Below are 25,883 nucleotides of genomic sequence, written 5' to 3' on the forward strand. Positions count from 1 at the left end.
GCGATGACGCTGAACGCCGAAGAGACGGCCATGGTGGAGGCGGTGCGCGACTTCGTCGACCGCGAGGTGCGGCCCGTCGCCAGGGAACTGGAGCACGCCAACGCCTATCCGGGCGAGCTCATCGACCGGATGAAGCGGATGGGCGTCTACGGCCTGGCCATCCCCGAGCCGTACGGCGACGTCCAGGTCTCGACCCCCTGCTTCGCGATGATCACCGAGGAGCTGGCGCGCGGGTGGATGAGCCTCGCCGGAGCCATGGGGGGCCACACGGTGGTGGCCGGGCTCATCCTCGCGTACGGCACGCCCGAGCAGAAGGAGCGCTACCTGCCGCGGATGGCGACGGGCGAGCTGCGCGCGACGATGGCGCTCACCGAGCCGGGCGGCGGCTCGGACCTGCAGGCGATGCGCACCGTGGCCCGGCGCGACGGCGACGAGTACGTGATCAACGGCACCAAGACCTGGATCAGCAACGCCCGCATGTCGGGGCTGGTGGCGCTGCTGTGCAAGACCGACCCCGAGGCCGTCCCCCGGCACCAGGGCATCTCGATCCTGCTGGTGGAGAAGGTGCCGGGCGTCACCGTCACCGCCGACCTGCCCAAGCTCGGCTACAAGGGCGTGGAGAGCTGCGAGGTGGTCTTCGACGACGCCCGCGTGCCGGTCGGCGCGCTGCTCGGCGAGGCCGAGGGCAAGGGGTTCGGGCAGATGATGCGCGGCCTGGAGATCGGCCGCATCCAGGTGGCGGCGCGGGCGACGGGCGTGGCCAGGGCCGCCTTCGACGACGCGCTCGCCTACTCCCGGCAGCGGGAGTCGTTCGGCAAGCCGATCTGGCGGCACCAGTCGGTCGGCAACCACCTCGCCGAGATGGGCACCAAGGTGACCGCCGCCCGCCGGCTGCTGCTGTACGCCGCCGAGCGGTTCGACTCGGGCGAGCGCAGCGACCTGGAGGCGGGCATGGCCAAGCTGTTCTGCTCGGAGGTCGCGATGGAGGTGGCGCTCTCCGCGATCCGGGTGCACGGCGGCTACGGCTACTCCACCGAGTTCGACGTCGAGCGCTACTTCCGCGACGCCCCGCTCATGATCGTGGGTGAGGGCACCAACGAGATCCAGCGCAACGTCATCGCCCGGCAGCTCGTCGAGCGCGGCGGCCTGCCCGCCTGACCACGCCCCGCGCCCGGCGCGCACGGCCCGGTTAACGCCGGACGGCGCGCGGGGCGCACGCCGGGTTAACGCCGCGCTCGTACGTTCCCGTCATGGCAGAAGCTTTCATCATCGACGCCGTCCGCACCCCCGTGACCAGACGCGGCGGGCCGTTGAGCACCGTCCACCCCGCCGATCTCGGCGCGCACAGCATCCGCGCCCTGGTCGAGCGGACCGGGATCGACCCGGGGCTCGTCGACGACGTCGTGTTCGGCAACGTGGACTCGGTGGGCCCGCAGTCGTTCGACATCGCGCGCACCTGCTGGCTCGCGACGGGGTTCCCGCTGCACGTGCCGGGCGTGACGATCGACCGGCAGTGCGGGTCGGCGCAGCAGGCCGTGCACTTCGCCGCCCAGGCGGTGATGAGCGGGACGATGGACCTCGTCGTCGCGGGCGGCGTGCAGAACATGAGCATGGTGCCGCTCATGTCGGCGGCGAACGCGGGCAAGGCGCTCGGCTTCGACGACCCGTTCTCCACCTCGGCGGCGTGGACCGGCAGGTTCGGTGACGGCGAGGTCAGCCAGTTCCGGGGCGCGGAGATGATGGCCGCGCACTGGGACATCTCCCGCGAGGAGATGGAGGAGTTCGCCGTCGGGTCGCACGAGCGGGCGCTGCGGGCCAACGCCGTCAAGCTCTTCGAACCGGAGATCGCGCCGCTGAACGGGGTCGCCGCCGACGACGGCCCGCGCGAGCCGAACTGGGAGAAGATCAGGTCGCTGCCCGCGCTGCGGCCCGGCGGGCGCATCACCGCCGCCTGCGCGAGCCAGATCAGCGACGGCTCCGCGGCCCTGCTGATCGCCGGCGAGCGTGCGGTGAAGCACCTCGGGCTGACGCCTCGGGCGCGCATCCACCACATGAGCGTGATGGCCGACGATCCGGTCATGATGCTCTCCGCGCCGATCCCCGCGACCAAGCGGGCGCTCCGGCGGGCCAGGATGACGCCGGACGACATCGACGCGGTCGAGATCAACGAGGCGTTCGCACCGGTGGTGCTCGCCTGGCTGAAGGAGACCGGTTTCGACCCGGCCAAGGTCAACCCCAACGGCGGCGCGATCGCGCTGGGCCACCCGCTCGGCGCGACGGGCGCGCGGCTGATGACGACGCTGCTCAACCACCTGGAGCGCACCGGCGGCCGTTACGGCCTGCAGACGATGTGCGAGGGCGGCGGCCAGGCCAACGTCACGATCATCGAGCGGCTCTGACCCACCTCCCGAACCGGAACGGCCGGGCCGGCGGGATCACCGCCGGCCCGGCCGTTTCCCCCTGGCCCGGGGTCGCGTCAGGCCAGGTAGGTCTCCAGGAGCCTGTTCTCGTCGAGGTCGGCGCTGCGGCCGGAGGTGACGACCTCGCCGACGACCATCACGTAGGCCCGGTCGGCCACCTCCAGCGCCAGACCGGCGTTCTGCTCCGCCACCAGGACGGCGGTGCCGGTGGCGACCACCCGCTTCAGCGCCTCCAGCACGTCGCCGACGATGCGCGGCGCCAGCCCCATCGACGGCTCGTCGATCATGAGGAGGCGCGGCTTGGCCATGAGCCCGCGCGCGATCGCCAGCATCTGCTGCTCGCCGCCGGAGAGCACGCCGCCGAGGTCGTCGAGCTTGCGCCCGAGCACCGGGAACAGGTCGATCATCTCGGCCACGCGGCCCTCGACCTCGCCGCCGGGCAGCCGGTAGCCGCCCATGAGCAGGTTGTCCCGCACGCTGAGCGTGGACAGGATGGCCCGTCCCTCCGGCACGTGGCTGACGCCGAGCCGGGCGATCCGGTGCGCGGCCGTGCGCCCCATGACCCGGCCGTCGATCTCGACGGTGCCGGCGGCGGGCCGCACCAGGCCGGAGATGGTGCGCAGCAGGGTGGTCTTGCCGGCGCCGTTCGGCCCGACGATCGCGACGGCCTCGCCGGGGCCGACCGTGAGGCTCACCCCGTGCAGCGCCTCCACCGCGCCGTAGCGGGTGACGAGGGAATCAACGGCCAGCATCGGGTGCCTCCACTGCGTGACGGTCATGGGTGCCGAGATAGGCCGTCTTGACCCGCTGGTCCTGCCACACCTCGGTGGGCCCGGCCTCGGTGAGGACGCTGCCCCAGTCGAGCACGACGACCCGGTGGCAGACCTCGGTGACGAGCCGGACGTTGTGGTCGACGAGCAGCACGGTCACGCCCTCCGCGTTGATCGAGCCGATGAGCTCGCCGATCTCGTCGGACTCGGTACGGTTCATCCCCGCCGTGGGCTCGTCGAGGAGCAGCAGCCGGGGTTCGGTGGCCATCGCCCGCGCGATCTCGACCCGCCGCCGCATGCCGTACGACAGCTCGGCCACGTCGGCGTCGATCACCCCGGCCAGGCCCACGCGGTCGATGATCCGCCGGGCCGCCTCGTGCTGCTCGGCCTCCTCCCGCCTGCGCGTGCGGCCCATCTGCCAGCGGCGGCCCTTGAACGACATGTGGCGGCCGATGAGGACGTTCTCCAGGACCGTGCTCTCCTCGAAGAGCTGCAGGTTCTGGTACGTGCGGGCGACCCCCGCGGCGGCCAGGCGGTGCGGGCGCAGGTCGGCCACGTCCGTCCCGGCGAGCCTGATGGTCCCGGCGGTCGGCCGCAGATAGCCGCTGATGAGGTTGACGACGGTCGTCTTGCCGGCGCCGTTGGGCCCGATGAGGCCGCAGACCGTGCCCTCCGCCACGGCGAAGGAGACCTCGTCGACGGCCTTCATGCCGCCGAAGTGCTTGCTCACACCGGACAGTTCCAGCAGTGCGGTCATCGGCTCGCCACCTTCTCCGCGGGCTCGTCGATCGTGGGGGACGGGTTCGCGCGGCCCCGCCATCGCCGTCGCAGCCCCCGGTACAGGGATCGGTCGGACAGGCCGTTCGGCGCGACCAGCAGGACCAGCACGAGCAGCAGGCCGTAGACGATGTCCTCCCAGTAGGAGCCGGCGACGTGCAGCATGTCGCGCAGGATCGTCAGGCCCCAGGTGAGCAGGACCGGCCCGGCCCAGTGCCCGTTGCCGCCGACCAGCACGTACGTGAACACGATCACCAGCGTGGCGAAGCCGTACTGGTCGGGGCTGATCACCATGGTGCGGTGCGCCTCCAGCGCGCCCGCGCAGCCGGCGATGGCGGCCGCGGCCGTGAAGGCCACGAACCGCACCCGGAACACGTTGATCCCGAGGCCCTCGGCGGTGCGCTCGTCCAGCCGCACCGCCTTGGCGGCCCGCCCGAAGTAGGACCGATGGCCCAGCTCCAGCACGACGAAGGCGACGACCAGCGCGATGACGAGATACTCGGTACGGACCTCGACGGGGATGCCGGCGATGCCGTTGGGCCCGTTGGTGAAGTCGCTGATCCGGATCAGCACCACGATGGCCTGCGCGAGCGCCAGGCTGCCGAGTGCCATGTAGATGCCGCGCAGCCGCAGCACCGGCGGCGCGAACAGCGCGCCGATCGCCCCGGCGAACAGGGTCGCCGCCAGCAGCCCGACGGCGAAGGGCAGCTCGGTCCTGGTGGAGATGAGCGCGGCCGTGTAACCGCCGACCGCGGCGAACCCCATGGGGGCGAGCGACATGATGCCGACCCGGAACGTGACGTGCACGCTCACCACGAGCAGGGTGAGGATGAGAGCGGTGTCCAGCCGGAAGAGCTGGAGCGGTTCGAGCCAGTCAAACACGAGCGGCCTCCTTCTTGCCGAAGAACCCGGACGGCCGCGCGACCAGCACCGCGAGGATGGTCGCGAACGCGATGATCTCCCGGAACACGCTGGAGACGTACGAGGTCGCGTACACCTCGATGACGCCGAGCACGAGGCCGCCGACGATCGCGCCCTTCACCGAGCCCATGCCGCCGAGGATGATGACCGCGAAGGCGACCAGCAGCAGACCGTCGCCGGAGGAGTAGGACACCTGGGCCGCCGACGCCGCCACGAAGATGCCCGCCACGGCGGCGAGACCTCCGGCGACGAAGAAACAGATGGAGAAGACGAGCTGGCTGTTGACGCCGAGCAGTTCGGCGGTCTCCCGGTTGTGGGCGACCGCCCGTACGGCCCGTCCCGACCTGGTGCGGTTCAGCCAGAAGGCGAGGCCGGCCATGGCCACGATCGCGATCGCGAGCATGACGACCTGGAGCCGCGGCACGTTCTGCCCCGCCACCTCGAAGGCCCCCACCGGGAAGCCCTGCCGGGGGAACGCCTCGGTCTGCGCGTCGGTGTAGGCGCGCAGGATCGTGGTGAGCACGAGCGACACCCCGATCGTCGCGACGACGAAGGAGAACTCGGGCGCCTTGCGGGCCCGGAGCGGGGCGAGGACGGCCAGATCGAGGAGCACGGACAGCACGCCCGCCGCCACCATGCCCACCAGGATGGCGAGCGGCACCGGGAAGCCCAGGTGCAGGGCCACCAGGGCGGCGAAGCTGCCCCAGGTGAGGATCTGCGCGTGCGCGAAGTTGAGGATGCCGAGGACACCCCACACCAAGGTGACACCTACGCCCAACAGGGCGTACGTGCTGCCCAAGGCCAAGCCGTTAATGGTCTGCTGCACACCATCCTCCGCTCCCTCTCACAGCCTTGGGGGTCAGGCTGACTGTGGTGTGACGAGATCGGTGCCCAGCGTGTCGCCCGCTCGTTATCGCCGCCGTTACGTGTCCCGCCACCCCGATCAGGGGACGGATCAGGCCGTTATCCCCGCCCGGAGGCGAGTTCGGGGAACTCCATGAGGTTGAGCATGGTCCCGTCCGGGTCGCGGATCGTCAGCACGTGGCGGTGCCGGCCCGGCATGGGGGTGAGCGTGACCGGTCCGGCGGTCACCGGCACGCCGTGCTCGCGCAGCCGGGCCAGCGTGGCCGCCAGGTCCCGGACGCGCAGGCCCAGCCGGGCCAGGCCGGGCTGCCTGGCCGTGCGGTGGACGGGTTCGCCGCGTTCGTCGAGGAAGCACAGCAGGTCGAGGTAGGTGGCGGCGTCGTCGTCGCTCCAGGTGAGCAGCGCGGCCTTGCAGCGCACCGAGCCGGTGACGTCCAGGATCGCCTGGAAGTCCGCCCCGGCGTCGAACGCGAAGACCTGCCCGAGCAGGCGGGCGCCGAGCACGCGGGTGTAGAAGTCGAACGACCGGTCGAAGTCCGTGCAGACCACGTTGGCGTGGACGAGGTGGGTGATGCCCAGAGTCATCGTGGGAGTCCTTTCTCCGTGCGGGAACGGCGGCGCCCCGGCACGCCGGTGGCGTGCCGGGGCGTTCCCGGTGGTGGTTACTTACAGGAGGCGGCGGTCTGCGGGTCGAACAGCTGGATCTTGCTGTCCACGATCTGCAGCTTGGTGCCCTTGATGCTGGCGGCGCGGTTCTCGGTGAAGCCGATCTTGCCGAACGGCGAGTCGATGTCCTTCAGCCCGGCGAGCGCGTCCCGGACCGCCTTCTTGTCGGTGCTGCCCGCCGCCTTGAACGCGTGCGCCATCGACCACAGCGACGCGTAACCGGCCGCCTCGAACACGGTGGCGGAGCGCTTCTCGCCATGCTGCTGCCAGTAGTCCAGGAAGTGCGGGTTGTTCCCTTCGGTGCTCTGGCCGTTCCAGGCGGTCACGTACACGAAGCACTGCATGGCCTTGCCCGCCTGCTCCATGGTGGCGTCGCTCACGTCCGGCGCCATGAACACCGGGCCGTCGTAGCCGATCTCGTCCAGCTGCAGATAGATCGTGCTCATCATGCCGGGCAGCGGCATGGTCACCAGCACGTCCGGGTTCGCCTGCTTGAGCTTGGTGAGCTGGGCCCGCACGTCGGTGTCGGTGCCGACGAAGGTCTCCTCGCCGACGGTCGAGATGCCCATGCCCTCCAGCACCTCCTTGCGCTTGCCGATGACGATCTTGGCCGCCTCGGAGTCGCTCTGGTACAGGTAGGCCGCGGTCTTGAGACCGGTGAACGTCTCGGCGAACTCCTTGTCGGCGGGCGGCATCACGTTCGCCATGTCCGGATAGAGGCGGAACATGTAGTCGCCCACCTCAGTGACGCCCGCCGCGGAGAGCCCGACCGCCATCGTCGGGATGCCGTTCTGCTGGAGCTGCGGGCCCGCGGCCAGGAACGACGGGGTGAGGGTGAAGCCCACGACCGCGTCGACCTGGTCCGCCGCGAGGCGCAGCACCGCCTGCACGGCCTCCTGCTTGTCCGCCTTGGTGTCGATCTCCACGAGCTCGATCTTCGTCTCGCCCAGGAAGGCGGTCTCGTTGATCTCCTTGGCGGCGAGCCGCACCCCGTCGCGCTCGCTGGTGCCCACGCCCGCGATGCCGGCCGCGCCGCTCAGGTCGAGCGGGACGCCGACCTTGACGGTGGCCGGCAGGCCGCCCGCCTGCGCCGAGTCGCCGCTCTCGCCCCCGCCGGAGCCGCACGCCGCCGCCAGTAGCGCCGTGCACAGAATGATGCCGAGCCTGCTCTTGCGCGGTTTACTCGTTCGCATATCAACCTCTCGGGGGGTGGATGACTCAGGCGGAGCCACCTGCAACGTGACGGCGATGCGTCAGGGGTCCAGATACTGCGGAAGCCTCGTTAACGGGTCCGTTACGCTGGGCCACCGCAGTGGGGATTCACAGGCCGAGCAGGTTCTCGGCCGGGCGGTTCGCGCTCGCCAGGATCTCCTCGGCCCGCGCCAGCGTCGCGTCGTCCAGGGCGAGCGGCAGCCCGCGCAGGCCGTCCTCCACCTCCGCCGCGGTGCGGCAGCCGAACAGCGCGACATCCGAGTACGGCCGGCGCACGGTCAGGGCCAGCACGAACGCGGCGAGCGAGATGCCGAGCGAGCCGGCGATGGCGCGCAGGCGCCGGGCGATCGCCACGTTCGCCGCGAACGCGTCCCCGGCGAAGAACACGTTGCCCGACGTGCCGGACCGGCCCTCGCGCCGGCTCCGGCCACGCCAGTCGTCCGGCTCGAACTCGTGGTCCTCGGCGAAGTCCTCCGACAGCAGCCCGTGCACGAACGACCCGTACGTGATGCGCAGCGCGCCCCGCGCGCCCGCGTCCGCGAGCTCGTTCAGGTAGCGGTGGTCCAGCAGGCTGAAGCTGTACTCCACCGCCGTCGGGATGCCGGTCGCCAGCGCCCGCCTGCTCGCCTCCGCGCCGAAGTTGCAGAAGCCGACGTCGCGGGCGAGCCCTTCGTCCTTGAGCCGCTGCAGGTTCTCCATCTGCTGCTCCGGCGTGAGCGCGGGATCGAACTGGTGCAGCAGGTAGACGTCGACGTGGTCGGTGCGCAGCCGGGTCAGCGACTCCTCCATGAACCGGCGCAGCGCGTCGTAGGAGGAGTCGCGGACCAGCGTCAGCAGGTTCGCCGGGTCGGTGTACCGCACGCCGCCCTTGGTGCACAGCCGCACCTGGTCACGCCGGCCCTGGAGGATCTCGCCGACGATCGCCTCCGAGCGGCCCGAGCCGTAGAAGTGCGCCGTGTCGTAGAACCGCACCCCCGCCCGGTACGCGGCCTCGACCGCGCCCCGGGCGGCGTCCTCGTCCACCCGGCCGTACCCTTGCGCGATCATGGTGCCGCTGCCGAAGCCGACACGGCCGATCAACGCTCTCTCATCCGGCATGACAACGTCTCCTCGTTCCGCGGAGGTCATTTCGCATCGGCGGACGCGCGGACGACGGCGTTCCCCGTCATCACCACCACGTCCTGTCCGTCGGTCACGGTCAGCGAGACCGTCGCCGTCCCGTCGCCGTCCACCGACTCCACCCGGGCGCGGGCGGTCAGCGACGCCCCCGGGAACACCTGGGCGCGGAAGCGCGCCTCGTAGCGCAGCAGCGACTCGGGCCCGAACCAGCCGGTGAGCACCCGGCCCGCCATGCCCATGGTGAGCATGCCGTGGGCGAACACCGACGGGTAGCCGGCCGCCTCCACGGCGAACCGCTCGTCGGTGTGCACCGGGTTGAAGTCGCCCGACGCCCCCGCGTACTGGACGATCCGCGTCCGCGTCAGATCCCGGACGAGCACCAGCTCCCTGGTCGCGCCCGCCGCCACGGCCGTCATCCGCCGGCCACCGCGGTGGACGTGGTCACCATCACCATCGTCGCGGTGACGACCGGTTCGCCGTGCTGGTCGCGGTACTCGGTGATCCGCTCGGTGAAGGTGAGCGCGCCGCCCCGGCGCCCCTCCTTCCGCCACGTCCTGCCCGGGCGGTCCACCGCGCTGAGCACGTCGCCCTCCCGGACCGGCCGGTGGTACTCGTACCGCTGCTCGGCGTGCAGGCCGAGCCCCTGCCCTTCGCCCGCCGGCACGCCGGAGGGCGTCGCGCCCGACCCCATCCAGGGCTCGCCCGGCTTCGGGCGGACGGCGCTGTCCGGGTCGTAGTGGTCGGCCGCCCAGACGAACGTGGGCGGGGCGATCGCCGGAGTGCCGGTGAGCGCGCCGTGGAAGGCGGGGTGGGGATCCCCGACGGCCCGCGCGAACATCATGATGTGGCCCCCCTCGACCGGGAACCGCTCGACTGCCATGCTCGTGCCTCCTGGTTGTCGTCCGTGACCTTCCCGCTCCGCCGTTCGCCCCGGGGTTACGGTCCGGGTTCGTAACGTCGCGGGTAACGGCGACCCCGGCACGCTGGCCGCCCTCTGTCCGCGACGGCGACGCCCTCGCCGAGGAGGTCCCCGTGTCCGCTCCGCCACGCCCGCGTATCGGGCTCAACCTGCCCCTGCGCCTGGCCACCGCCGGCCCCGGCGCCATCGCCGCCTGGCTCGGCGCCGTCGAGACCGCGCCCGTCGACGCGCTCTGGACGCTCGACCAGCTCGCCGGCCGCGTCCCCACCCCGGAGCCGGTCACGCTGCTCGGCTTCGCCGCCGCGCGGACGACCCGCGTGCGGCTCGGCATCGCCGTCCTCGTCGCGCCCGGCAGGGGCCCGGTCGCGGCGGCCAAGCAGCTCGCCTCGCTCGGCCACCTCGCCGGCGGCCGTCTCGTCGTCGGCGTCGGCAGCGGCGACCGCGGCCTGTGGCCCGCGCTCCGGCTGGGCGAGTGGGCGGACCGGCCGGGCGCGGTCCTCGACGAGTTCCTGACGGTGGTGCGCCGGCTGTGGACCGAGCCCGGCGTCACCCACGACGGTCCCATCTGGCCGTGCTCCGGCGTCACGATCACCCCGCGCCCGGCCGCCCCGCCCCCGCTGTGGGTCGGCGGCGGGTCGATCCCGGCGCTGCGCCGGGCGCTGCGTCTCGGCTCCGGCTGGGTGGCGGCCGGTCGGCAGCCCACCGCGCGCTTCGCCGAGCTGGCCGCCCGCCTGCCCGAGGTCGCCGCGGAGGAAAGCCGGCCGCTCGGCTCCTTCAGCGTCGCCAAGCGCGTCTACCTGCTGGTCGAGCCCGACCGCGCCCGCGCCCACCGGACGATCGACGACTGGTTCGCCGGCTTCTACGGGACTCCCGACGGGGGACGCGAGGCCACGGTCCACGGCGACGTGGCGACCTGCGCCGGGCAGCTCGCCGAACTGGCCCGGCTCGGCGTCACCGACCTGATCCTGCACCCGCTGGACGAGTCCCCCCGGCACGAGGCCGCCGTGCTCGGCGAGCTCCTGCCCGCGCTGGCGGCCTCACACGGAGCCGGCTGACCGGCGGCCTCAGCGCCGTCGAGGGCCGGCCGAACGGCGGCTCAGCGCCGCCCGGCCGTGCGGGCGAAGTCCCAGCTCGCCCAGCGGTCGGCGCGCACCACGATGCCGATCCGCGCGCCGGACAGCGCCATCTCCCGGTAGTCGGGCCGGCCCGGCTCGGGGAAGTTGCGCGAGACGATCGCCTCCCCGATGCGCAGCAGCCCCTCGTCGTCCTCGACGAGCTCCGCGCGACCGGTCACCGACAGTCCCTTGAGGCTCCCGTAGTCCTCGCCCGAGTCCACCAGGCACGCCACGCGCGGGTCGTGCCGCAGGTTGCGCGCCTTCACCGACGTACGCTGCGTCCACATCACGATGTCGCCGTCGAGCACGCCGAACCACATCGTGGCCAGGTGCGGCGCCCCGTCCGGATCCAGCGTCGCGAGCTGCAGGCTCTTCCTCGACAGCAGGTAGTCCAGCCGTTCGCCCGGCTCGATCGGCAGCGGCCTGTTTCCCATGGCGGGCTCCTTTCTCCCGCGCCCACTACAACCGCCCGGCATGCCCCGGCGCGGCGGCGCGCGGGCGTAACGCGGGAGGTAATGGGGGGCCGCGTTACGTGTCAGCGATGAGCGCCCCAGCGGTGGACCCCTCATCGACGAGCACCCCCTTCATGCGGACAGGAGCCCTTCGACCATGATCGTGTCGGCCGACAACGAGATCCGGCTCGACCTCCCGGACGGCCCGCGGGTCGACGCCGAGATCGTGCACTTCTACAGTGACGGACTGCGGCTGCGCGGCGTGCTGGTCACGCCCCGCGAACGGGCGGGAGCCCTGCCCGCCCTCGTCGCCGGCCAGGGCTGGAGCGGCGCGGTGAACTTCCGCGTCCTGCCGCTCGCCGGGCGGCTCGCCCGGCGCGGCTACGCCGTGCTCGCCCTCGACCATCGCGGCTTCGGCGGCAGCGAGGGCGCCAGACTCCGCTGCGACCCGTACGAGCAGGTCCGCGACGTCTCCAACGCCGCCACCTACCTCGCCGGCCGGCCGGAGATCGACGGCTCCGCGCTCGGCGTGATGGGCGCCAGCTTCGGCGGGGCCGTCGCGATCGCCGCCGCGGCCGCCGACGAGCGCCTGCGCGCGTGCGTCGCCCTCGTCCCGCTCGCCGACGGGCGGCGCTGGCTGCGTGACCTGCACACCGGCCTGCACGGCCCCGACGCCTGGGCCGCCTTCCTCGCCCGGATCGCCGGGGACGAGGCGGAACGGGCGCGGACCGGCGCCGGCGAGCGGGTGCCGCTCGGCACGCTCATGCCGCTGCCGCCGAGCCCGGCCGCCGACGCCGAGGCCGCGCTCATGGCCGCCGCCTACCCCGAGGGCTACCCGCTGGAGAACGCCCGCCTCGCCCTCGACTTCTCACCCGAGCGCCTGGTCCCCGCGATCGCCCCCCGCGCCCTGTGCCTGATCACCACCAGCGACGACACGGTCATCCCGGCCGAGCACTCGCTGGCCCTGCACGCCCGCGCCGGCGAGCCCAAGGTGCTGCACCTGCTGCCGCGCGGCGGCCACGGCGGACCCATGGGCGAGCTCGCCGACACCACCGCCGACCTGGCCGGCGCGTTCCTCGCCGAGCACCTGCCGTCCGGGGCGGGGTCATGACCGCGCCCCTCGACGGCCGGGTGGCCGTGGTCACGGGCGGCGGCTCGGGGATCGGCCGCGCCACCGTCGAACGCTTCGCCGCCGACGGCGCGCGCGTCGTGCTCGCCGACCTCGCCGACTCCGCGGCCGAGGTCGCCGCCGCGATCGACCCCGCCGGCACGACGGTGGTCTTCCAGCGCGCCGACGTCCGCGACCCGGACCAGGTGGACCGCGCGTTCCAGGTCGCGATGGACCGCTTCGGCCGCTGCGACATCGCGGTGAACAACGCCGGCGTGATCGCAGGCGGCCCCCTGGACGCCGACGACGCCGACGAGCAGTTCGACCTGGTCTGGCGGGTCTGCGTCAGCGGCGTCTGGCACGGCTGCCGCTCCGCCGTGGCCCGCATGCGCGACAACGGCGGCGGCGTCATCCTCAACACCGCCTCGGCGGCCGCGCTCTGGCCCACCCCCGCCTTCCCCGCGTACGGCCTGGCCAAGGCCGCGGTCCTGCACCTGACCCGCTCCCTGGCCGCCGCGTACGGCCGGGACGGCATCCGCGTCAACGCCGTCGTGCCCGGCCCCACCCGCACCGGCATCTTCGAGGCCGCGACCGCGGACCTCGACCTGGCCGACCTGGAGCGGCGCTACGCCGCGTCGATGGCGCTCGGCCGCATGATCGAGCCGGAGGAGACCGCGGCGGCCTTCGCCTACCTGGCCTCCGACGCGGCGCGATCGATCACCGGGACCGCGCTGCAGATCGACGGCGGCTACCGGCCCGGCACCTGACGACCACCCGAGCAACCCCGTACCACCAGCCATCAGGAGAACCCCCATGACCTACCTGGTCACCGGCGCCACCGGATTCATCGGCTCGTACGTCGTCGACCGGCTGCTGCGCGACGGCCACCGGGTGGTCGCGCTCGACCGCCGCCCCGAGTGGGCCCGCGAGCCGGCCGCCCCCGACCCGTCCGCCCTCACCGCCGTCGAGGGCGACGTCACCGACTTCTCCCTCGTCGCCGACCTGGTGAGCGGCCACCGCGTGGACCGGGTGATCCACCTGGCCGCCGAACTGCACGACCGCTCCGCCGCCCAGCGCGGCCAGTGCATCCAGTCCAACATCGTGGGCACCTACAACGTCCTGGAAGCAGCCCGCCTGTTCGGCGTGACCCGCACCGTCCTGGCCAGCAGCGCCGCCCTGTTCAGCCCGGCCCACCACGACCCCGCGCACCCGATCGCCGAGGACGCCCGCATCCACGGCGGCGACGTCTACGAAGGCAGCAAGATCTTCGGCGAGACCATGGGGGAGTACTACCTGCGCACCCTCGGGGTCGCCAACACCTCCATCCGCATCGGTCTGGCCTACGGCGCGGCCTGCCTCATCGGCACCGCCCGGCGGCTCATCGACGAACTGGTCACCAAGCCCCTCGCGGGCGAGCCCGGCAGGCCCGCCTACCACGCCGGCTCGATGATGAACATGGTCTACATCCACGACACCGCCGACGCGTTCGTCCGCGCCAGCCAGGGCCCGGCCCCGTCGAGCCCCGTCTACCACGTGCGCGGCGACTACCGGAGCGTCGGCGACATGGTGGAGGTCGCCCGCAAGCTCATCCCGGGCGCCGTCATCGAGCCCGGCGACTCCGGCCACCGCTGGCCCATGAACTTCGACGACTCCCTCTTCCGCCGGGATTACGGCTACGCCACCCGCTGGTCCCTGGAGGACGCGCTGGCCGACATCGTCGCGGAGAAGCGCTCGCAGACCGCCTGACCTCACGCGGAACCCCGCGCCGCCGGGAACGGCGGCGCGGGGTTTCCACGTGGCGGATCAGGAGCAGCCTGGTCAGACGTCGTCCCGGCGCGGGAAGCCGGTCAGCGGCTCCCGGCTCTCCAGGGCGGTGACGTCACCGGGGTCGGCGCCGATGTAGACGGCGCGGGCGACGCGGCGCATCACCTTGCCGTTGCGGGTCTTCGGCAGGGCCGCGACAGCGTGGACGGCCTTGGGCCGGGTGGCCTTGCCCTCGCGGGCCACGATCGACTCCTCCAGCCGGGGGAGGACCTCGGCCGGGTCGGCGTCGCCGGTGAGGACCACGAAGCAGACGAGGGCCTCGCCCTTCAGGTCGTCGGGGACGCCCACCGCGGCGGCCTCCACGACGGCGGGGTCGTCCACGAGCAGGGACTCGATCTCGGCCGGACCCACGCGCTTGCCGGCGAGCATGATGGTGTCGTCCGAGCGGCCGAGGAGGAACCAGTGGCCGTCGGGGTCGACGTAGGCGAAGTCGCCCTGCCGCCAGTTGCCGGGGAAGCGGCTCCAGTAGGTCGACAGATAGCGTTCGGGACCGTCCCACAGGCCCTTGGTCATGCCGGGCCAGGGCGCGCGGACGACGAGCTCGCCCACCTGGCCGCGGACGGAGCGGCCGCCGGGGTCGAAGACGTCGGCGGCCATGCCGAGCGAGGGGGCGGAGAAGCCCGCCGGTTTGATCGGGCGGTGCACGGAGCCGCTCACGATGGAGGCGCCGCACTCGGTGCCGCCGCTCATGTTGACGATGGGGGTGCGGCCCTTGCCGACGTGGCGGAAGCACCACCACCAGGGCTCCAGGTTCCACGGCTCGCCGGTGCTGCAGATGACCCGCAGGTCGGGCAGCTCGTGGGCGTCCGGCCACCGGTCGCCGAGCCCGGCGAGGACGCGGATGAGCGTGGGGGAGACGCCGAGGGCGGTGACGCGGTGGCGCTCCACGACGGACCACAGCCGGTCCGGGGTGGGATGGTCGGGCGTGCCCTCGTACAGGACGGCGGTGCCGCCGTTGGTGAAGGCGGCCGTCACCACGTAGGCGCCCATGACCCAGCCCATGTCGGTGACCCACATGAGGCGCTCGCCGGCGTCCATGCCGAAGCCGTGCCTGGCCTCCTGCGCGAACTTGAACGGCAGCCCGGCGTGGGTGTGCAGGCAGCCCTTGGGCCGGCCGGTGCTGCCGGAGGAGTACAGCAGCACGCAGGGCGTCTCGGCGTCGAAGACCGGGGTCTCGGTCATCGGCTCGGCGGCGGCGGTCGCCTCGTCCCACCACTCGTCGCGGCCGGGCACGAGGGGGACGTCGCGGCCGAGGCGGCGGACCACGAGCACGGTGCGCAGGCCGGGGACGCCGGCGGCGGCCTCGTCGGCGGTCTCCTTGAGCGGCACGAGCTTGCCGCGCCGCTCGAACCCGTCGGCCGTGACCATGAGCTTCGCCCCGGAGTCGAGCAGCCGCTCGCGGACGGGGGCCGGGCCGAAGCCGCTGAAGAAGGGGGCGACGACCGCGCCGATCTTCGCCGCGGCGAGCATGACCACGGCGGCCTCCGGCACCATCGGCAGGAACAGCGCGACCACGTCGCCGACGCCGACGCCGCGCGCGGCGAACACGGCTGCGGCGCGGTCGATCCGCTCCTTCAGCTCGGCGTAGGTCAGGGTGCGCACCGCGCCGTCGTCGCCCTCCCAGACGATCGCCTCGGCGCCGCCGCGGCCCTCGTCGATCCAGCGGTCCACGGCGTAGTCGGCCCAGTTGAGCCCGCCGCCCTTGAACCAGTGCGGGAACGCGGGGCCGTCGGACAGGTCGAGGACCTGCTCGTACGGCCGGCGCCAGCGCAGCCCGACGTCGTCCGCGGCGGCGGCCCAGAACCATTCGGGGTCGGCGGCGGCGCGGGCGGCGACCTCGTCGACCGAGGTGAGGCCGTGCCGGGCGGCCATCCGCCCGAGCGGGGTGCCGGGGAAGGCGGCGGGGTCCGGCTCCCAGGCGATGGGGAGCCGGTTCAGCTCGTCGACGTTCACAGCAGTCTCCGGAGGACGCGCGGGGTCATTTGAGCGCCAGCGGGTTCAGCGGGGAGCCGACCGCCCTGGTGAACGGCAGCGGCCCGGCCACGAACATGAACTCGTAGACGCCGTCGCCGGCGCAGTCGTCGGCGAGCCTCTCCAGGTCGAAGATCTCGCCGATCAGCAGGCCCGCGTTGACGAGCAGCACGATGTGCACCGGCTGGAAGATCTCGTCGGTCTCGTTGGGCCGGACCTCCATGCCCCAGGTGTCGGTGGCGACGCCGGCGATCTCGTTGCCGCAGATCCAGTGCGCGGAGTCGAGGGAGAGGCCGGGCGCGTCGCCTGCCGCGTAGTCGCCCCACGAGCCTCGCGCCCGGCACATGGCGATGTGCCCGGTACGGACGAGGACGAAGTCGCCGCGCCCGACGGTGACGCCCTGCGCCTCGGCGCACGCGGCGAGCTCGGCGCTGTCGATGCCCTGGCCGGGCTCCAGCCACGGCACGCCGCGGTGGCGGGGGATGTCGAGCAGCACGCCCCGGCCGACGACCTTCTCGGTGGTCAGCTCGATGCCGCACTTGCCTGCTCCGGTGCTGGAGACGTGCTCCTGGCCGAAGCCGTTGTACATCTTGCCGTCGTAGAACACGTGCGACAGGGCGTCCCACTGGGTGCCCGACTGCAGCGGCATGTAGACGGCGTCGTCGGCGTAGCGGAGCCGGGCCATGTGGTCCTGGGCGCCGATGGCGGCGTCGCCGCCGTCCTGCAGCATGAGGTGGATCGGGTTGACCCGGCCGCCCCAGCCGTTCTGCGGGCCGTCGCCGTCGTACGGCAGCGCGCAGGAGATCACCTTGCCCTGCCGGACGAGCGCCGACGCGGCGACGACCATCTCCGGTTCGATGTAGTTCAGCGTGCCGATCTGGTCGTCGGGGCCCCACTTGCCCCAGGTGCGGTAGCGCTCGCACAGGGCGTGGACGTCGTCCAGCGTCACCTTGCCGCGTGTGGCGCGCGCCGCGCCTTCCCCGGCGGTCGTGTCGGTGCTCACGTCAATGTCTCCCCATCGTGGCGGAACGGGACTCAGGACTGCGCGGGCGGGGTGCCCAGGCGCTGGGCGAACCAGTCGGCGATGAGCTGCCGGGCGGGGTCGGGCTCGTCCGTCTGGCAGTGCTCGGCGCCGCCCTCCGCGACGGTGAAGATCCGCAGGGTCTTGTCGGCCGAGCCGGCGGCCTCGTACGCCTTGTGCGCGTCCTCGACCGCGACCTGGCGGTCGTTCTCGCCGTGCACGATCAGCAGCGGCTGGGTGAGCCTGGGCAGCACGTCGACGAGCGTCCACTGCTTGACCCGCTCCAGCCCGGCCTCCATCGTGTCGGTGCCCATCACCCAGGGGAGCTGGAACCACGGCACCGAGACCGTCTTGGACCGGGTGGCCCAGCGCTTCTCCCAGGTGGCGCCCCAGTCCCAGATGCCGCCCCAGGCGGTGCACGCCTTGACGCGCGGCTCGAACGCGGCCGACCGCGGGGCGTAGTAGCCGCCGAGGCTGATGCCCATGACGCCGACGCGGTCGGCGTCGACGTCGGCGCGGGTCTCCAAATAGTCGATGACGGCGCCGGTGGGGACCTCGTAGTCGGGGCGGGAGGGCACGTTCCGCAGCCGGAGCGGCTCGCCCACGCCGGGGCTGTCCATGACCAGGCAGGTGATGCCGCGGCGGACGAACTCCTCCTCGACGAAGCCGTAGAGGATCTCCTTGGTGACGTCGAAGCCGCCGTAGAAGATCACCACGGGGGCGGGCTCGGCGGTGCGGGCGGGGATGAGGTAGCCGGGCAGGACGCCGTCGGGCGAGGGGACCTCGATCCGCTCCACGTTCAGCGGCGCCAGCTCCACGGCCTTCTCGAACGCGGCGAGCGCGGCCCGGTAGCTGGCCGCCTTCTCGGGGCCGGGCGCGATCTGCCGCTCGCCGCTGGCGTGGTAGATCGAGGCGCGCAGGTAGCGCAGGCCGGCGCTGCGGCGCAGCCCCGCCTGGAGGTCTCTGGCGGCCTGCTCCTCCTGCTGTCCGGCCATGCCCTCCCAGGCCTTGCCCCAGGCCTCGGCCTCGGGCTCGCCGTCGCGCAGCGGAGCGAGCCACCGGTGCATCTCGCCGAGCGAGCCGCCCGCCATCAGGGCGAGGTTGAAGGCCGAGGACCACATGTAGTTGTCCGGGAAGTAGTAGAACACCTGAGGGGCTCCGTTCACGTGCGGTGGGCGAAAGGCTCCGCGAGCCACCTCACCCGTCCCGCGTTACCCCCCTCGTTATGGCCGTGGGCGCCTCGGGGAAGGCGGTCCGGGTGACGCCCGGAGCACGCCGGGGAGGCACGATGGGTGGCTGGCGGCGGACTGAGCCGTCCAGGTGATCATTTATGGGTATATAACGCCCAAGAGCCATTAAATGACGCGAAGCTATTGACTTTGGACGGCCCGTACCACTTGATGGAATCCAACACCGCTGTTACTCGGGGATTTCGGCGGCATGGCGTGACGTTACTCTCCGGTGAACTGAGGTCTGCATGATCTTGAGTCACAAGGTTCTTCCCCCGGGTCTGCCGCGCGGGACCATCGCGCGAGATCGCCTGGACGAGCACTTCTCGGCGCTGCTCGACGTCCACGAGACCATCGTGATCTTCGCCGCGGCGGGATCGGGCAAGACCGTCCAGACCCGGATGTTCGCCGCGCGGTTCGGCTGGCCGCTCGCCTGGCTGACGCTCGACGCGGGAGACCGCAGCCCGTCCCGGCTGATGATCTACCTGGCCAAGGCCCTCGCCGAGGTGAACCCCGAGGCGCCCCGCACGGTCGAGACCGCGCTGGAGGAGGGCTTCCCGGCGGAGGAGGTCGCGGCGATGCTCGCCGAGGGCGTCCACGACACCTCCCTGCTGCTCGTCCTGGACGACTGCGAATGGCTGGTGGCGGCCGACGAGGCGCTGGCCGCGCTCGGCGTCTTCCTCGACTATCTGCCGCCGAACGTGCGCACGATCATCATGAGCCGCGAGGACCTGGGCGGCCCGATCGGCCGCATGATGCTGCAGGGCAGGATCGCCCGGGTGAGCGGTGAGGACCTGGCGCTCAACATGGACGAGGCCCGCACCTTGCTCGCCGCGCACGGCCAGGGCGGCCGCGATCCCGCGCCGCTGATGGAGGTCACGAAGGGCTGGATCGCCGCCGTGGCCTTCGACATCATCCCCGGGCTGCAGCCCGGCAACGGCCCGGACGCGCTCGCCGGCTTCGTCTCCCGCGAGATCCTCGCCCGGCTGCCCGCGGAAGAGCAGGACTTCCTGTTGCGCACGTCGATCCCGGCCGGGGTGACCGCCAGGGCGGCCGTCGCCCTCTGCGGCGAGCGGGGCTACCGGCTGTGGCAGTCGCTCGGCTCGCGGCACCTGCCGGCCACGAAGGTCGACCGCGCGCTGGTCTACCATCCCCGGTTCCGGCAGTACCTGCGCGAGCAGTTGCAGGCCCGCCTGCCGAGCGAGCTGCCCGGCCTGCAGAGCCGGTACGCCCGCCTCCTCCAGGAGAGCGGGATGCACGAGGACGCCGTCGAGACCTACCTGGAGGCCGGAGAGCTGGACAAGGCCGCCGACGTGGCCGAACAGGCCGTGGCCGCGCTGTCCGCCCGCGCCGACTGGGTGGTGCTGCTGCGCTGGCTGGAGGCGTTCGGCCCGGCGGCGGTCGAGTCCCGCCCGGTCCTGCTCGGCGCCGCGCTGCGGGCGCTGTACGGGGTGCGGCGCATCCCGGAGGCGCAGGCGCTCATCCTCCGGCTGCACCAGGAGGGCAGGCTGAGCGAGGTCGCCAAGGCCGACCCGGGCGCGGTGGCGTTCGTCGGGTACGCCATGCAGTGGCGCCCGGCCGAGGCCCTGGAGCTGATCCGCAACTACGAGGGCGACTACCGGGCCGAGGCGGTGCGCTACGAGCTGGAGGCGGTGGCGGGCCGCGAGCCGGTGGCCCCGCCGCCCGGCCGCGACTGGGTGGACAGCGAGCGCGTCTACTCCTGGGGGCTGCTCGTGCAGGGGCGGCTCGACCAGCTCCTGCGCATGCTCCCCGACGAGGGGAACTGGCCGCCGCGCTCTTTCTTCCGCACCCCGCACCCGCTGCTCGCCCTGGTGTGGCGGGGAGAGCTGCCCCTGGCCCGCGAGCTGCTCGACGAGGTGCCCGAGGCGATCAAGTTCGGCGCGCACACCGACCTGTGGTTCTTCCACGAGGCGTGGCTGCTGTGGGCCGAGGGCCAGGTGGAGAAGGCGCTGGCCGCCGCCGAGGCCGCGGTCGACCACAGCCGGCGGACCCTGTTCGGCTGGGAGCCCTGCTTCGAGGTCGTGGTCGGCGTGCTGCAACTCGCGCTCGGCCGGGTGGACGACGCCCGCATGACGCTCGCCGACGCGATCAGCCGCTCGGCGGCGAGCGGCAACCGCTGCTACGCCGAGTGGGGACAGACCTTCCAGGGGCTCGCCTACCTGCGCATCGACCGGCCCGAGGACGCGGCCCGGGTGCTGCGCGGCGCCACCGAGGCGATGCGGGCCTCCGGGCGCACGCTCATGCTGCCGTTCGCCGCGACGTACCTGGCCGAGGCGGAGGCGCGGCTGGGCCGCGCCGAGGCGGCCTCCGCCGCCGTCGAGCTCGCCTACCAGACCGCGAGCGCGATCGGCTGCCTGTTCATGCTGAAGAACGCGCTGAACGACGTGCCGGGCGTGCTGCGCCGCCAGATCGAGAACGACGCCGGCGGCACCAAGTGGCGGCAGCTCGTCGGGCACCAGCCGCAGGAGGCGCGCAGGCGTCAGCCGGCCACCCCCTCCGAACGGGTGATCGTCGTGGACGTGCACACGCACGGCCCGGTGGTCGACCTGATCGTGGACGGGGTGCCCCGCTGCTCGCGCCGCACCAAGGTGCTCGAACTCGCCGCCTACCTCGCGCTGCACCCCGAGGGCGTGGAGCGGCACCGGTTGCAGGAGCGGCTGTTCCCCGACGCGGACCCGCGCCGGGGCGGCAACTACTTCCGCCAGGTGGTGCACAAGCTGCGCCAGGCGACGGGGGTGAACCTGTCCAGGACCGCGCACGGCCACGTCCGCTGGGCGGACGGCCTGTACGTGGACAGCACCGACCTGCGCTTCGAGCGGATGATCGGCGATGCGTGCCGCCTGTCGGGCGAGGAGCGGCTGGACCGCGTCGAGTCCACGCTGGAGCTGGTCGAGGGGCCGTACCTGCCGGAGAGCGAGCTGGAGTGGGCCGAGGAACGCCGGCACGAGCTGGAGGTGATGATCGTGAACGCGGCGGTGGACGCGGCCGAGGTGGCGTTCTCCCTCGGGCATGTGGAACGCGCCAAACACCTGGCCTCGCTCGCGATCAACCGCGACCCGTTCTGCGAGTCCGCCTACTGCGTGCGCATGCGGGTGGAGGGCGCGCTGGGGTCGCCGCACGCGGTCCTGGCCGAGTTCCAGCGGCTCACCACGGCCCTGGCCGAGCTCGGGGTCGAACCGACCCCGGCGACCCGGCACCTGGTCCGCGAGCTCAGGGGTACGTGACCCGTCCCGACGGGGAACGGTGCGGCGGCGGCCCTCCCGGCCGCCGCCGCACCGTTCCCCCGCCGGTCAGGATCCGATCAGGCGGGGGACGTCGAGGCCGAAGAGGTCGATCGCGTTGTCGTGGGTGATCGCGGCCACGACCGGTTCGTCGATGCCCTCGAAGTCGTGGGCGACCTGCTCCTGGGCGAAGGGGAAGTTGCCCTCGGTGTGCGGGTAGTCGCCGGCCCACATCAGGCGCTTCTCGTCGAGCATCGGCAGGGTGAGGATACCGGGGCGGTCGTCCTCGAAGGTGGCCCAGAAGTTGCGGTTGAAGTACTCGCTGGGCTTCATCGACAGCTCGGGGACCGTCCAGCGGTGATGGTCGGTGAACATGTGGTCCATCGTGTTGAGCTGGAAGGCGATCCAGCCGATGCCGCCCTCCACGAGGATGAACCGCAGGTTCGGGTGCCGTTCGGGCACCGCCCCGTAGACGAGCTGCATGAACACCCAGCCGAGGCTGATCTTGTTGCCGATGGCGGTGGTCCAGAACACGCCGGGCGTGGTCTTGTCGTTGAAGATGGCGACCTGGCCGGCCGCCTGGTGGAACCCGACGGGGACGCCGATCTCCTCCAGCTCCGCCCACAGCGGCTCCCAGTGCGCGTCGCCCCAGGCCATGCCGGGGACGGCCTGGGGGAGCAGGAAGGTCTTGGCGCCGCGCGCGGCCCAGCGCCGCGCCTCCTCGATCGCCGGCTCGACCGGGCCCTGCCCGACGGGGAGCGCCGCCGCGCCGATCAGCCGGTCGGGGGCGTACGAGCAGAACTCCTCGAACAGCCAGTCGTTGTAGGCGCGGACGCAGGCGACCTTGAGGTCGAAGTCCGGGATGCTGTGCACGATCAGCCAGCCCGGGTAGACGACCTCGGCCCGGATGCCCTGGCTGTCCTGGTCCTCCAGGCGGGCGGCCGGATCGTAGGCGCCGGGCCGCTGGTCCTCGAAGCGGTAGCCGGTGGGCTTGGTGATCACGCCGTTGATCTTGGTGTTGATCATCGCGCCCTCGGTGCCGACGGGTTTCGGGGCCATCCCGGTGTTCGGCACGACGAAGTAGTCACCCCGGTCGGTGGACTGCACCTGGGGGGCTTGGTGCTGGAAGCGCTGCGGCAGCCGCTTGAGCCAGAGGTCCTTCGGCTCCACGACATGGGAGTCGACCGAGATCAGCGGGCGAGGTTTACCGGTGGACATCGTGAGCTTCCTCCAGTGGTGACGGTCGGCGGGGTGGTGGGGGCCGGTGCGGGCACGCTAGGCGGCGGACCGTTAAGCCGGTCGTTATCGGGACGAGGGGGTCGCGCCGAGCCTGTCGGCCAGCCATCGGGTGATCTCGGGCACGGCGATGGACAGGTTGTCCATCTGGCAGTGCTGCGCGCCGCCCTCCTCGGCGGTGAAGATCCGCAGCGTCTTGTCCGGCGAGCCGCACGCCTCGAAGAGCAGGTGCGCGTCGGACACCGGCACCTGCTGGTCGTCCTCGCCGTGCACCAGCAGGAACGCGCCCCGCATCCGGGGCACGACGTCGGCCAGCCGGAAGCCCTCCAGGACCTTCAGCGCCTCCTGCGTCGAGCCGGTCCCGGTGGACCAGACCAGGTGGTCGCCGGGCACCGGGAGCTGCTTGGCGAACGCAGCCTCGACGCGCTCGCGCCAGACGCGGTGGTAGTCCCAGATCGCGCCCCAGGCGGCGCACGCCCGGAACCGCGGATCCATGCTCGCGCTGCGCGAGGAGTAGTAGCCGCCGAGGCTGAGCGCCAGCACGCCGATCCCGTCCGGGTCCACGTCGTCGCGGGCCCGCAGCCAGTCGACGGCCGCGCTGCCCGCGACCTCGTAGTCGTGGCGCAGGTGGACGCCGCGGAAGCGGACGGCCTCGCCGACACCGGGACTGTCGAGCGACAGCACCGAGACGCCGCGGGCGAGCAGCTCCTCGACGCCGAGGAACCAGTTGTGCTCCTTGTTGCCGTCGAAGCCGCTCATGAACAGCACGGCGGGCGCGCGTCCGCCGGGCGGGCGCGCGGCGGAGACGAAGAAGCCCGGCAGCGCGGTGTCCTCGTACGGGACGTCCACGTACTCGACCCGGTAGCGGTCGTCGAGCTCGGCGGCCCGCCGGAAGCAGCCGACCATCGCGCGGTAGACGTCGAGCGCCTCGTCGTCCTTGGGGAAGCGGAACCGTTCGGCGGCGAAGTAGTAGCTCGTCGCCCGCCGGTAGTGTCCCGTCGCGGCGCGGCGGTCGCCGAGCGCCTCCGCGTCCTCGGCGAGCGCCCGGACCCGGTCGCCCATGGCCCGCCACTCGCGGAACCACCGCTCGTCGTCCCCCACGTGGCCGGCGAGCCTGCGGCAGACCCGGTCGATCTCGCCGACCTCGGCGCCGCCGGCCGGGATCACGGCGTACACGAGCATGACGTTGTACGACCATCGGTAGTCTTCGGGGAACTGCGCATGCCATTCGGCCTGACGGATCGCGTCGACCACGTCGTCCTCCTCTAGGTCGCGGGGGGTCGGAAAAGCCGGTAGGCGCTGCGGTAGAACAGCAGCGGCGTGGCCTCGGTGTCGGCGTGGAGCCCGAGCACCCGGCCGAGCACCACCGTGTGGTCGCCGGCCTCGAACGTCTCGACGATCTTGCATTCGACGTGCGCGTGCACGTCGCGCAGCACGGGCGCGCCGGTGATGCCGGGGCTGTGAGCCACGCCCGCGAACCGGTCGCCCTTGCGGGCGAACGCGCGGGCCAGCTCCTCCTGGCCGGACGCGAGCACGTTCGCGCAGAAGTGCCCGGCGGCGCGGATCGCCGGCCACGTGGACGAGGTGTGCGCGGCGCAGAACAGCACCAGCGGCGGATCCAGCGACACCGACACGAACGAGTTGACCGCCATGCCGACCGCCGGCCCGCCGGGCGGGGCCGCCGTGACCACCGCGACGCCGGTCGCGAAGCAGGCCATGACGCCGCGCAGGTCGTCGCGCGCGATGGCGGGGAGCGTGTTCACAGTCCCACCCCGTCCGCGTACCGGGCCCGGTGCTCGTCGGGGCCGCCGAACAGCAGCGCCGACGACATCGCCCGCTTGACATACAGGTGAGCCGGATGCTCCCAGGTGAACCCGATGCCGCCGTGGACGTGCACGTTCTCCGTCGCCACCATCGTGTACGCCTCCGAGCAGTACGCCTTGGCCAGACTGGCGATCACCGGCAGCTCCGGCAGGTCCTCCCCGGCGGCGAACAGCGCGTAGTGCGCCGCCGACCGGGCCGTCTCGACCGCCATGAGCATGTCGGCGCACTTGTGCTTGATCGCCTGGAAGGAGCCGATCAGCCGCCCGAACTGGGTGCGCACCTTCGCGTACTCGACGGACATCTCCAGGCATCGCTGCGCCCCGCCCACCTGCTCGGCGGCCAGGCCCGCCGCCGCCAGGGCGAGCACCCGCTCCAGCAGGGGCTCCGCGCCGCCCTCCGCGCCGACGAGGCGGGCCGGGCTCCGGTCGAACTCCAGCACCGCCTGTTTGCGGGTCTGGTCCATCGTCGGCAGCGGTGTCCTGGTCACCCCCGCGGCCTGCCCGTACACCGCGAACAGCGACAGGCCGGCGCCGGTCCGGGCGAAGACCAGCAGCAGGTCGGCGACGTGCCCGTCCAGGACGAACGACTTGACGCCGCTCAGCCGCCAGATGCCGTCCTCCCTGACGGCGCGCGCCTCGACGTGGCCGGCCCGCCACGACCCGGAGCGCTCGGCGATCGCCACCGTGGCGATCGTCTCCCCGGCGGCGATCCCCGGCAGGAAGTCGTCCTTGGCCTGCTCGTCGCCGGAGTGCAGCAGCGCGTTGGCGGCGAGGACCACGGTGGAGAAGAAGGGCCCGCACATCACGGCCCGGCCCATCTCCTCCAGCACCACGCCGAGTTCGAGGAAGGACGCGCCCGAGCCGCCGTAGCGTTCGGGCAGGGCGAGCCCCTGGAGGCCGAGCTGCTCGGCCATCTGGCGCCACGCCTGCGGGTCGTGGCCCTGTTCGTCCTCCATGAGGTGGCGTACCCGCGTCTCCGGTGAGAGGTGCTCAACGAACGACCGCACGCTCTCCCGGAAGTCCTCGTGCTCCTCGGCGAGGCCGGTGAACGACGCGGTCGCGTCGGCTAGTTGCTGAAGTCCGCTCATGCCACAGGACGGTAGGAGGCCCGCGTGCACCGGGCATGAGCGGCGCGAGCCGTAACGACCGCAGTAACTCCCCGCGCGCAAGAGTGCGGACGGTGCCGACGCCGGC

The 25,883-nt window shown here is 72.6% G+C and carries 24 protein-coding genes; 7 read left to right on the forward strand and 17 right to left on the reverse strand.

Annotated features, from left to right (window positions below; genetic code table 11):
- Positions 1–3: 3 nt before the first annotated feature.
- Positions 4–1,158 (forward strand): acyl-CoA dehydrogenase family protein, encoded by a 1,155-nt coding sequence (locus ACQEUU_RS34215; protein ID WP_433073860.1) that lies wholly within the window; start codon positions 4–6, stop codon positions 1,156–1,158.
- A gap of 92 nt (positions 1,159–1,250) precedes the next feature.
- On the forward strand, positions 1,251–2,399 hold the full coding sequence (locus tag ACQEUU_RS34220; protein ID WP_433073863.1) for an acetyl-CoA C-acetyltransferase: 1,149 nt from the start codon (positions 1,251–1,253) through the stop codon (positions 2,397–2,399).
- A gap of 77 nt (positions 2,400–2,476) precedes the next feature.
- Here ACQEUU_RS34220 and ACQEUU_RS34225 read toward each other — a convergent pair whose 3' ends face one another.
- The 9 genes from ACQEUU_RS34225 to ACQEUU_RS34265 form a co-directional block, all read right to left on the reverse strand.
- Complete coding sequence (locus ACQEUU_RS34225; RefSeq protein ID WP_433073866.1) at positions 2,477–3,172, reverse strand: ABC transporter ATP-binding protein; 696 nt, start codon at positions 3,170–3,172, stop codon at positions 2,477–2,479.
- The gene (locus ACQEUU_RS34230; protein ID WP_433073869.1) at positions 3,159–3,947 is read right to left on the reverse strand and encodes an ABC transporter ATP-binding protein; all 789 of its coding nucleotides are present in this window, start codon (positions 3,945–3,947) and stop codon (positions 3,159–3,161) included. The genes ACQEUU_RS34225 and ACQEUU_RS34230 overlap by 14 nt, the downstream gene beginning before the upstream one ends.
- Positions 3,944–4,849, reverse strand: a complete 906-nt coding sequence (locus tag ACQEUU_RS34235) for a branched-chain amino acid ABC transporter permease (RefSeq protein ID WP_433073872.1) — start codon at positions 4,847–4,849, stop codon at positions 3,944–3,946. Before ACQEUU_RS34235 ends, ACQEUU_RS34230 begins: the two co-directional genes overlap by 4 nt.
- Positions 4,842–5,714, reverse strand: a complete 873-nt coding sequence (locus ACQEUU_RS34240) for a branched-chain amino acid ABC transporter permease (RefSeq protein ID WP_433073875.1) — start codon at positions 5,712–5,714, stop codon at positions 4,842–4,844. The genes ACQEUU_RS34235 and ACQEUU_RS34240 overlap by 8 nt, the downstream gene beginning before the upstream one ends.
- Positions 5,715–5,851: 137 nt before the next feature.
- Positions 5,852–6,337 carry a VOC family protein gene (locus ACQEUU_RS34245; RefSeq protein ID WP_433073878.1) on the reverse strand — a complete coding sequence of 162 codons (486 nt, stop codon included), beginning with the start codon at positions 6,335–6,337 and terminating at the stop codon, positions 5,852–5,854.
- Positions 6,338–6,414: 77 nt separating this feature from the next.
- Positions 6,415–7,611 carry an ABC transporter substrate-binding protein gene (locus tag ACQEUU_RS34250; protein WP_433073880.1) on the reverse strand — a complete coding sequence of 399 codons (1,197 nt, stop codon included), beginning with the start codon at positions 7,609–7,611 and terminating at the stop codon, positions 6,415–6,417.
- Positions 7,612–7,738: 127 nt separating this feature from the next.
- Positions 7,739–8,728 (reverse strand): aldo/keto reductase, encoded by a 990-nt coding sequence (locus ACQEUU_RS34255; RefSeq protein WP_433073883.1) that lies wholly within the window; start codon positions 8,726–8,728, stop codon positions 7,739–7,741.
- Between the two features lie 26 nt (positions 8,729–8,754).
- Positions 8,755–9,165: a MaoC/PaaZ C-terminal domain-containing protein gene (locus ACQEUU_RS34260; RefSeq protein WP_433073886.1), complete on the reverse strand. Its 411-nt coding sequence runs from the start codon at positions 9,163–9,165 to the stop codon at positions 8,755–8,757.
- Complete coding sequence (locus ACQEUU_RS34265) at positions 9,162–9,629, reverse strand: FAS1-like dehydratase domain-containing protein (protein WP_433073889.1); 468 nt, start codon at positions 9,627–9,629, stop codon at positions 9,162–9,164. Before ACQEUU_RS34265 ends, ACQEUU_RS34260 begins: the two co-directional genes overlap by 4 nt.
- Positions 9,630–9,781: 152 nt before the next feature.
- Between ACQEUU_RS34265 and ACQEUU_RS34270 the strand changes: the two genes are divergently transcribed.
- Positions 9,782–10,723 carry an LLM class flavin-dependent oxidoreductase gene (locus ACQEUU_RS34270; protein ID WP_433073892.1) on the forward strand — a complete coding sequence of 314 codons (942 nt, stop codon included), beginning with the start codon at positions 9,782–9,784 and terminating at the stop codon, positions 10,721–10,723.
- 41 nt (positions 10,724–10,764) lie between these two features.
- Here the strand turns inward: ACQEUU_RS34270 and ACQEUU_RS34275 are convergent, their stop codons facing one another.
- The gene (locus tag ACQEUU_RS34275; protein WP_433073895.1) at positions 10,765–11,217 is read right to left on the reverse strand and encodes a pyridoxamine 5'-phosphate oxidase family protein; all 453 of its coding nucleotides are present in this window, start codon (positions 11,215–11,217) and stop codon (positions 10,765–10,767) included.
- 175 nt (positions 11,218–11,392) lie between these two features.
- On the opposite strand from ACQEUU_RS34275, the gene ACQEUU_RS34280 reads away from it, so the two are divergent.
- From ACQEUU_RS34280 to ACQEUU_RS34290, 3 genes are read left to right on the forward strand one after another with little or no spacing between them, the layout of a single operon-like run.
- Positions 11,393–12,346 carry an alpha/beta hydrolase gene (locus tag ACQEUU_RS34280; RefSeq protein ID WP_433073898.1) on the forward strand — a complete coding sequence of 318 codons (954 nt, stop codon included), beginning with the start codon at positions 11,393–11,395 and terminating at the stop codon, positions 12,344–12,346.
- On the forward strand, positions 12,343–13,110 hold the full coding sequence (locus ACQEUU_RS34285; protein WP_433073901.1) for an SDR family NAD(P)-dependent oxidoreductase: 768 nt from the start codon (positions 12,343–12,345) through the stop codon (positions 13,108–13,110). The genes ACQEUU_RS34280 and ACQEUU_RS34285 overlap by 4 nt, the downstream gene beginning before the upstream one ends.
- Positions 13,111–13,156: 46 nt before the next feature.
- Positions 13,157–14,089: an NAD-dependent epimerase/dehydratase family protein gene (locus ACQEUU_RS34290; protein ID WP_433073904.1), complete on the forward strand. Its 933-nt coding sequence runs from the start codon at positions 13,157–13,159 to the stop codon at positions 14,087–14,089.
- A gap of 72 nt (positions 14,090–14,161) precedes the next feature.
- Here the strand turns inward: ACQEUU_RS34290 and ACQEUU_RS34295 are convergent, their stop codons facing one another.
- From ACQEUU_RS34295 to ACQEUU_RS34305, 3 genes are read right to left on the reverse strand one after another with little or no spacing between them, the layout of a single operon-like run.
- Entirely contained in the window at positions 14,162–16,120 is a 1,959-nt protein-coding gene (locus ACQEUU_RS34295) for an AMP-binding protein (RefSeq protein WP_433073907.1), read from the reverse strand.
- Between the two features lie 25 nt (positions 16,121–16,145).
- The gene (locus ACQEUU_RS34300) at positions 16,146–17,141 is read right to left on the reverse strand and encodes a cyclase family protein (RefSeq protein ID WP_433073910.1); all 996 of its coding nucleotides are present in this window, start codon (positions 17,139–17,141) and stop codon (positions 16,146–16,148) included.
- 32 nt (positions 17,142–17,173) lie between these two features.
- Complete coding sequence (locus ACQEUU_RS34305) at positions 17,174–18,325, reverse strand: alpha/beta hydrolase family protein (protein ID WP_433073913.1); 1,152 nt, start codon at positions 18,323–18,325, stop codon at positions 17,174–17,176.
- Positions 18,326–18,636: 311 nt separating this feature from the next.
- Here ACQEUU_RS34305 and ACQEUU_RS34310 point away from each other — a divergent pair, with 311 nt between their 5' ends.
- Entirely contained in the window at positions 18,637–21,633 is a 2,997-nt protein-coding gene (locus tag ACQEUU_RS34310; protein ID WP_433073916.1) for a BTAD domain-containing putative transcriptional regulator, read from the forward strand.
- 66 nt (positions 21,634–21,699) lie between these two features.
- On the opposite strand, the gene ACQEUU_RS34315 is transcribed toward ACQEUU_RS34310, so the two are convergent.
- From ACQEUU_RS34315 to ACQEUU_RS34330, 4 genes are all read right to left on the reverse strand, one after another.
- Complete coding sequence (locus ACQEUU_RS34315) at positions 21,700–22,848, reverse strand: amidohydrolase family protein (RefSeq protein WP_433073919.1); 1,149 nt, start codon at positions 22,846–22,848, stop codon at positions 21,700–21,702.
- A gap of 84 nt (positions 22,849–22,932) precedes the next feature.
- A complete protein-coding gene (locus tag ACQEUU_RS34320) occupies positions 22,933–24,120 on the reverse strand; it encodes an alpha/beta hydrolase family protein (protein ID WP_433073922.1) in 1,188 nt (395 codons plus the stop codon).
- 11 nt (positions 24,121–24,131) lie between these two features.
- Entirely contained in the window at positions 24,132–24,629 is a 498-nt protein-coding gene (locus tag ACQEUU_RS34325) for a flavin reductase family protein (protein ID WP_433073925.1), read from the reverse strand.
- A complete protein-coding gene (locus ACQEUU_RS34330) occupies positions 24,626–25,777 on the reverse strand; it encodes an acyl-CoA dehydrogenase family protein (RefSeq protein WP_433073928.1) in 1,152 nt (383 codons plus the stop codon). Before ACQEUU_RS34330 ends, ACQEUU_RS34325 begins: the two co-directional genes overlap by 4 nt.
- Positions 25,778–25,883 lie beyond the last annotated feature (106 nt).

Source organism: Nonomuraea sp. CA-218870, assembly GCF_050936535.1.
Classification (GTDB): domain Bacteria; phylum Actinomycetota; class Actinomycetes; order Streptosporangiales; family Streptosporangiaceae; genus Nonomuraea; species Nonomuraea corallina.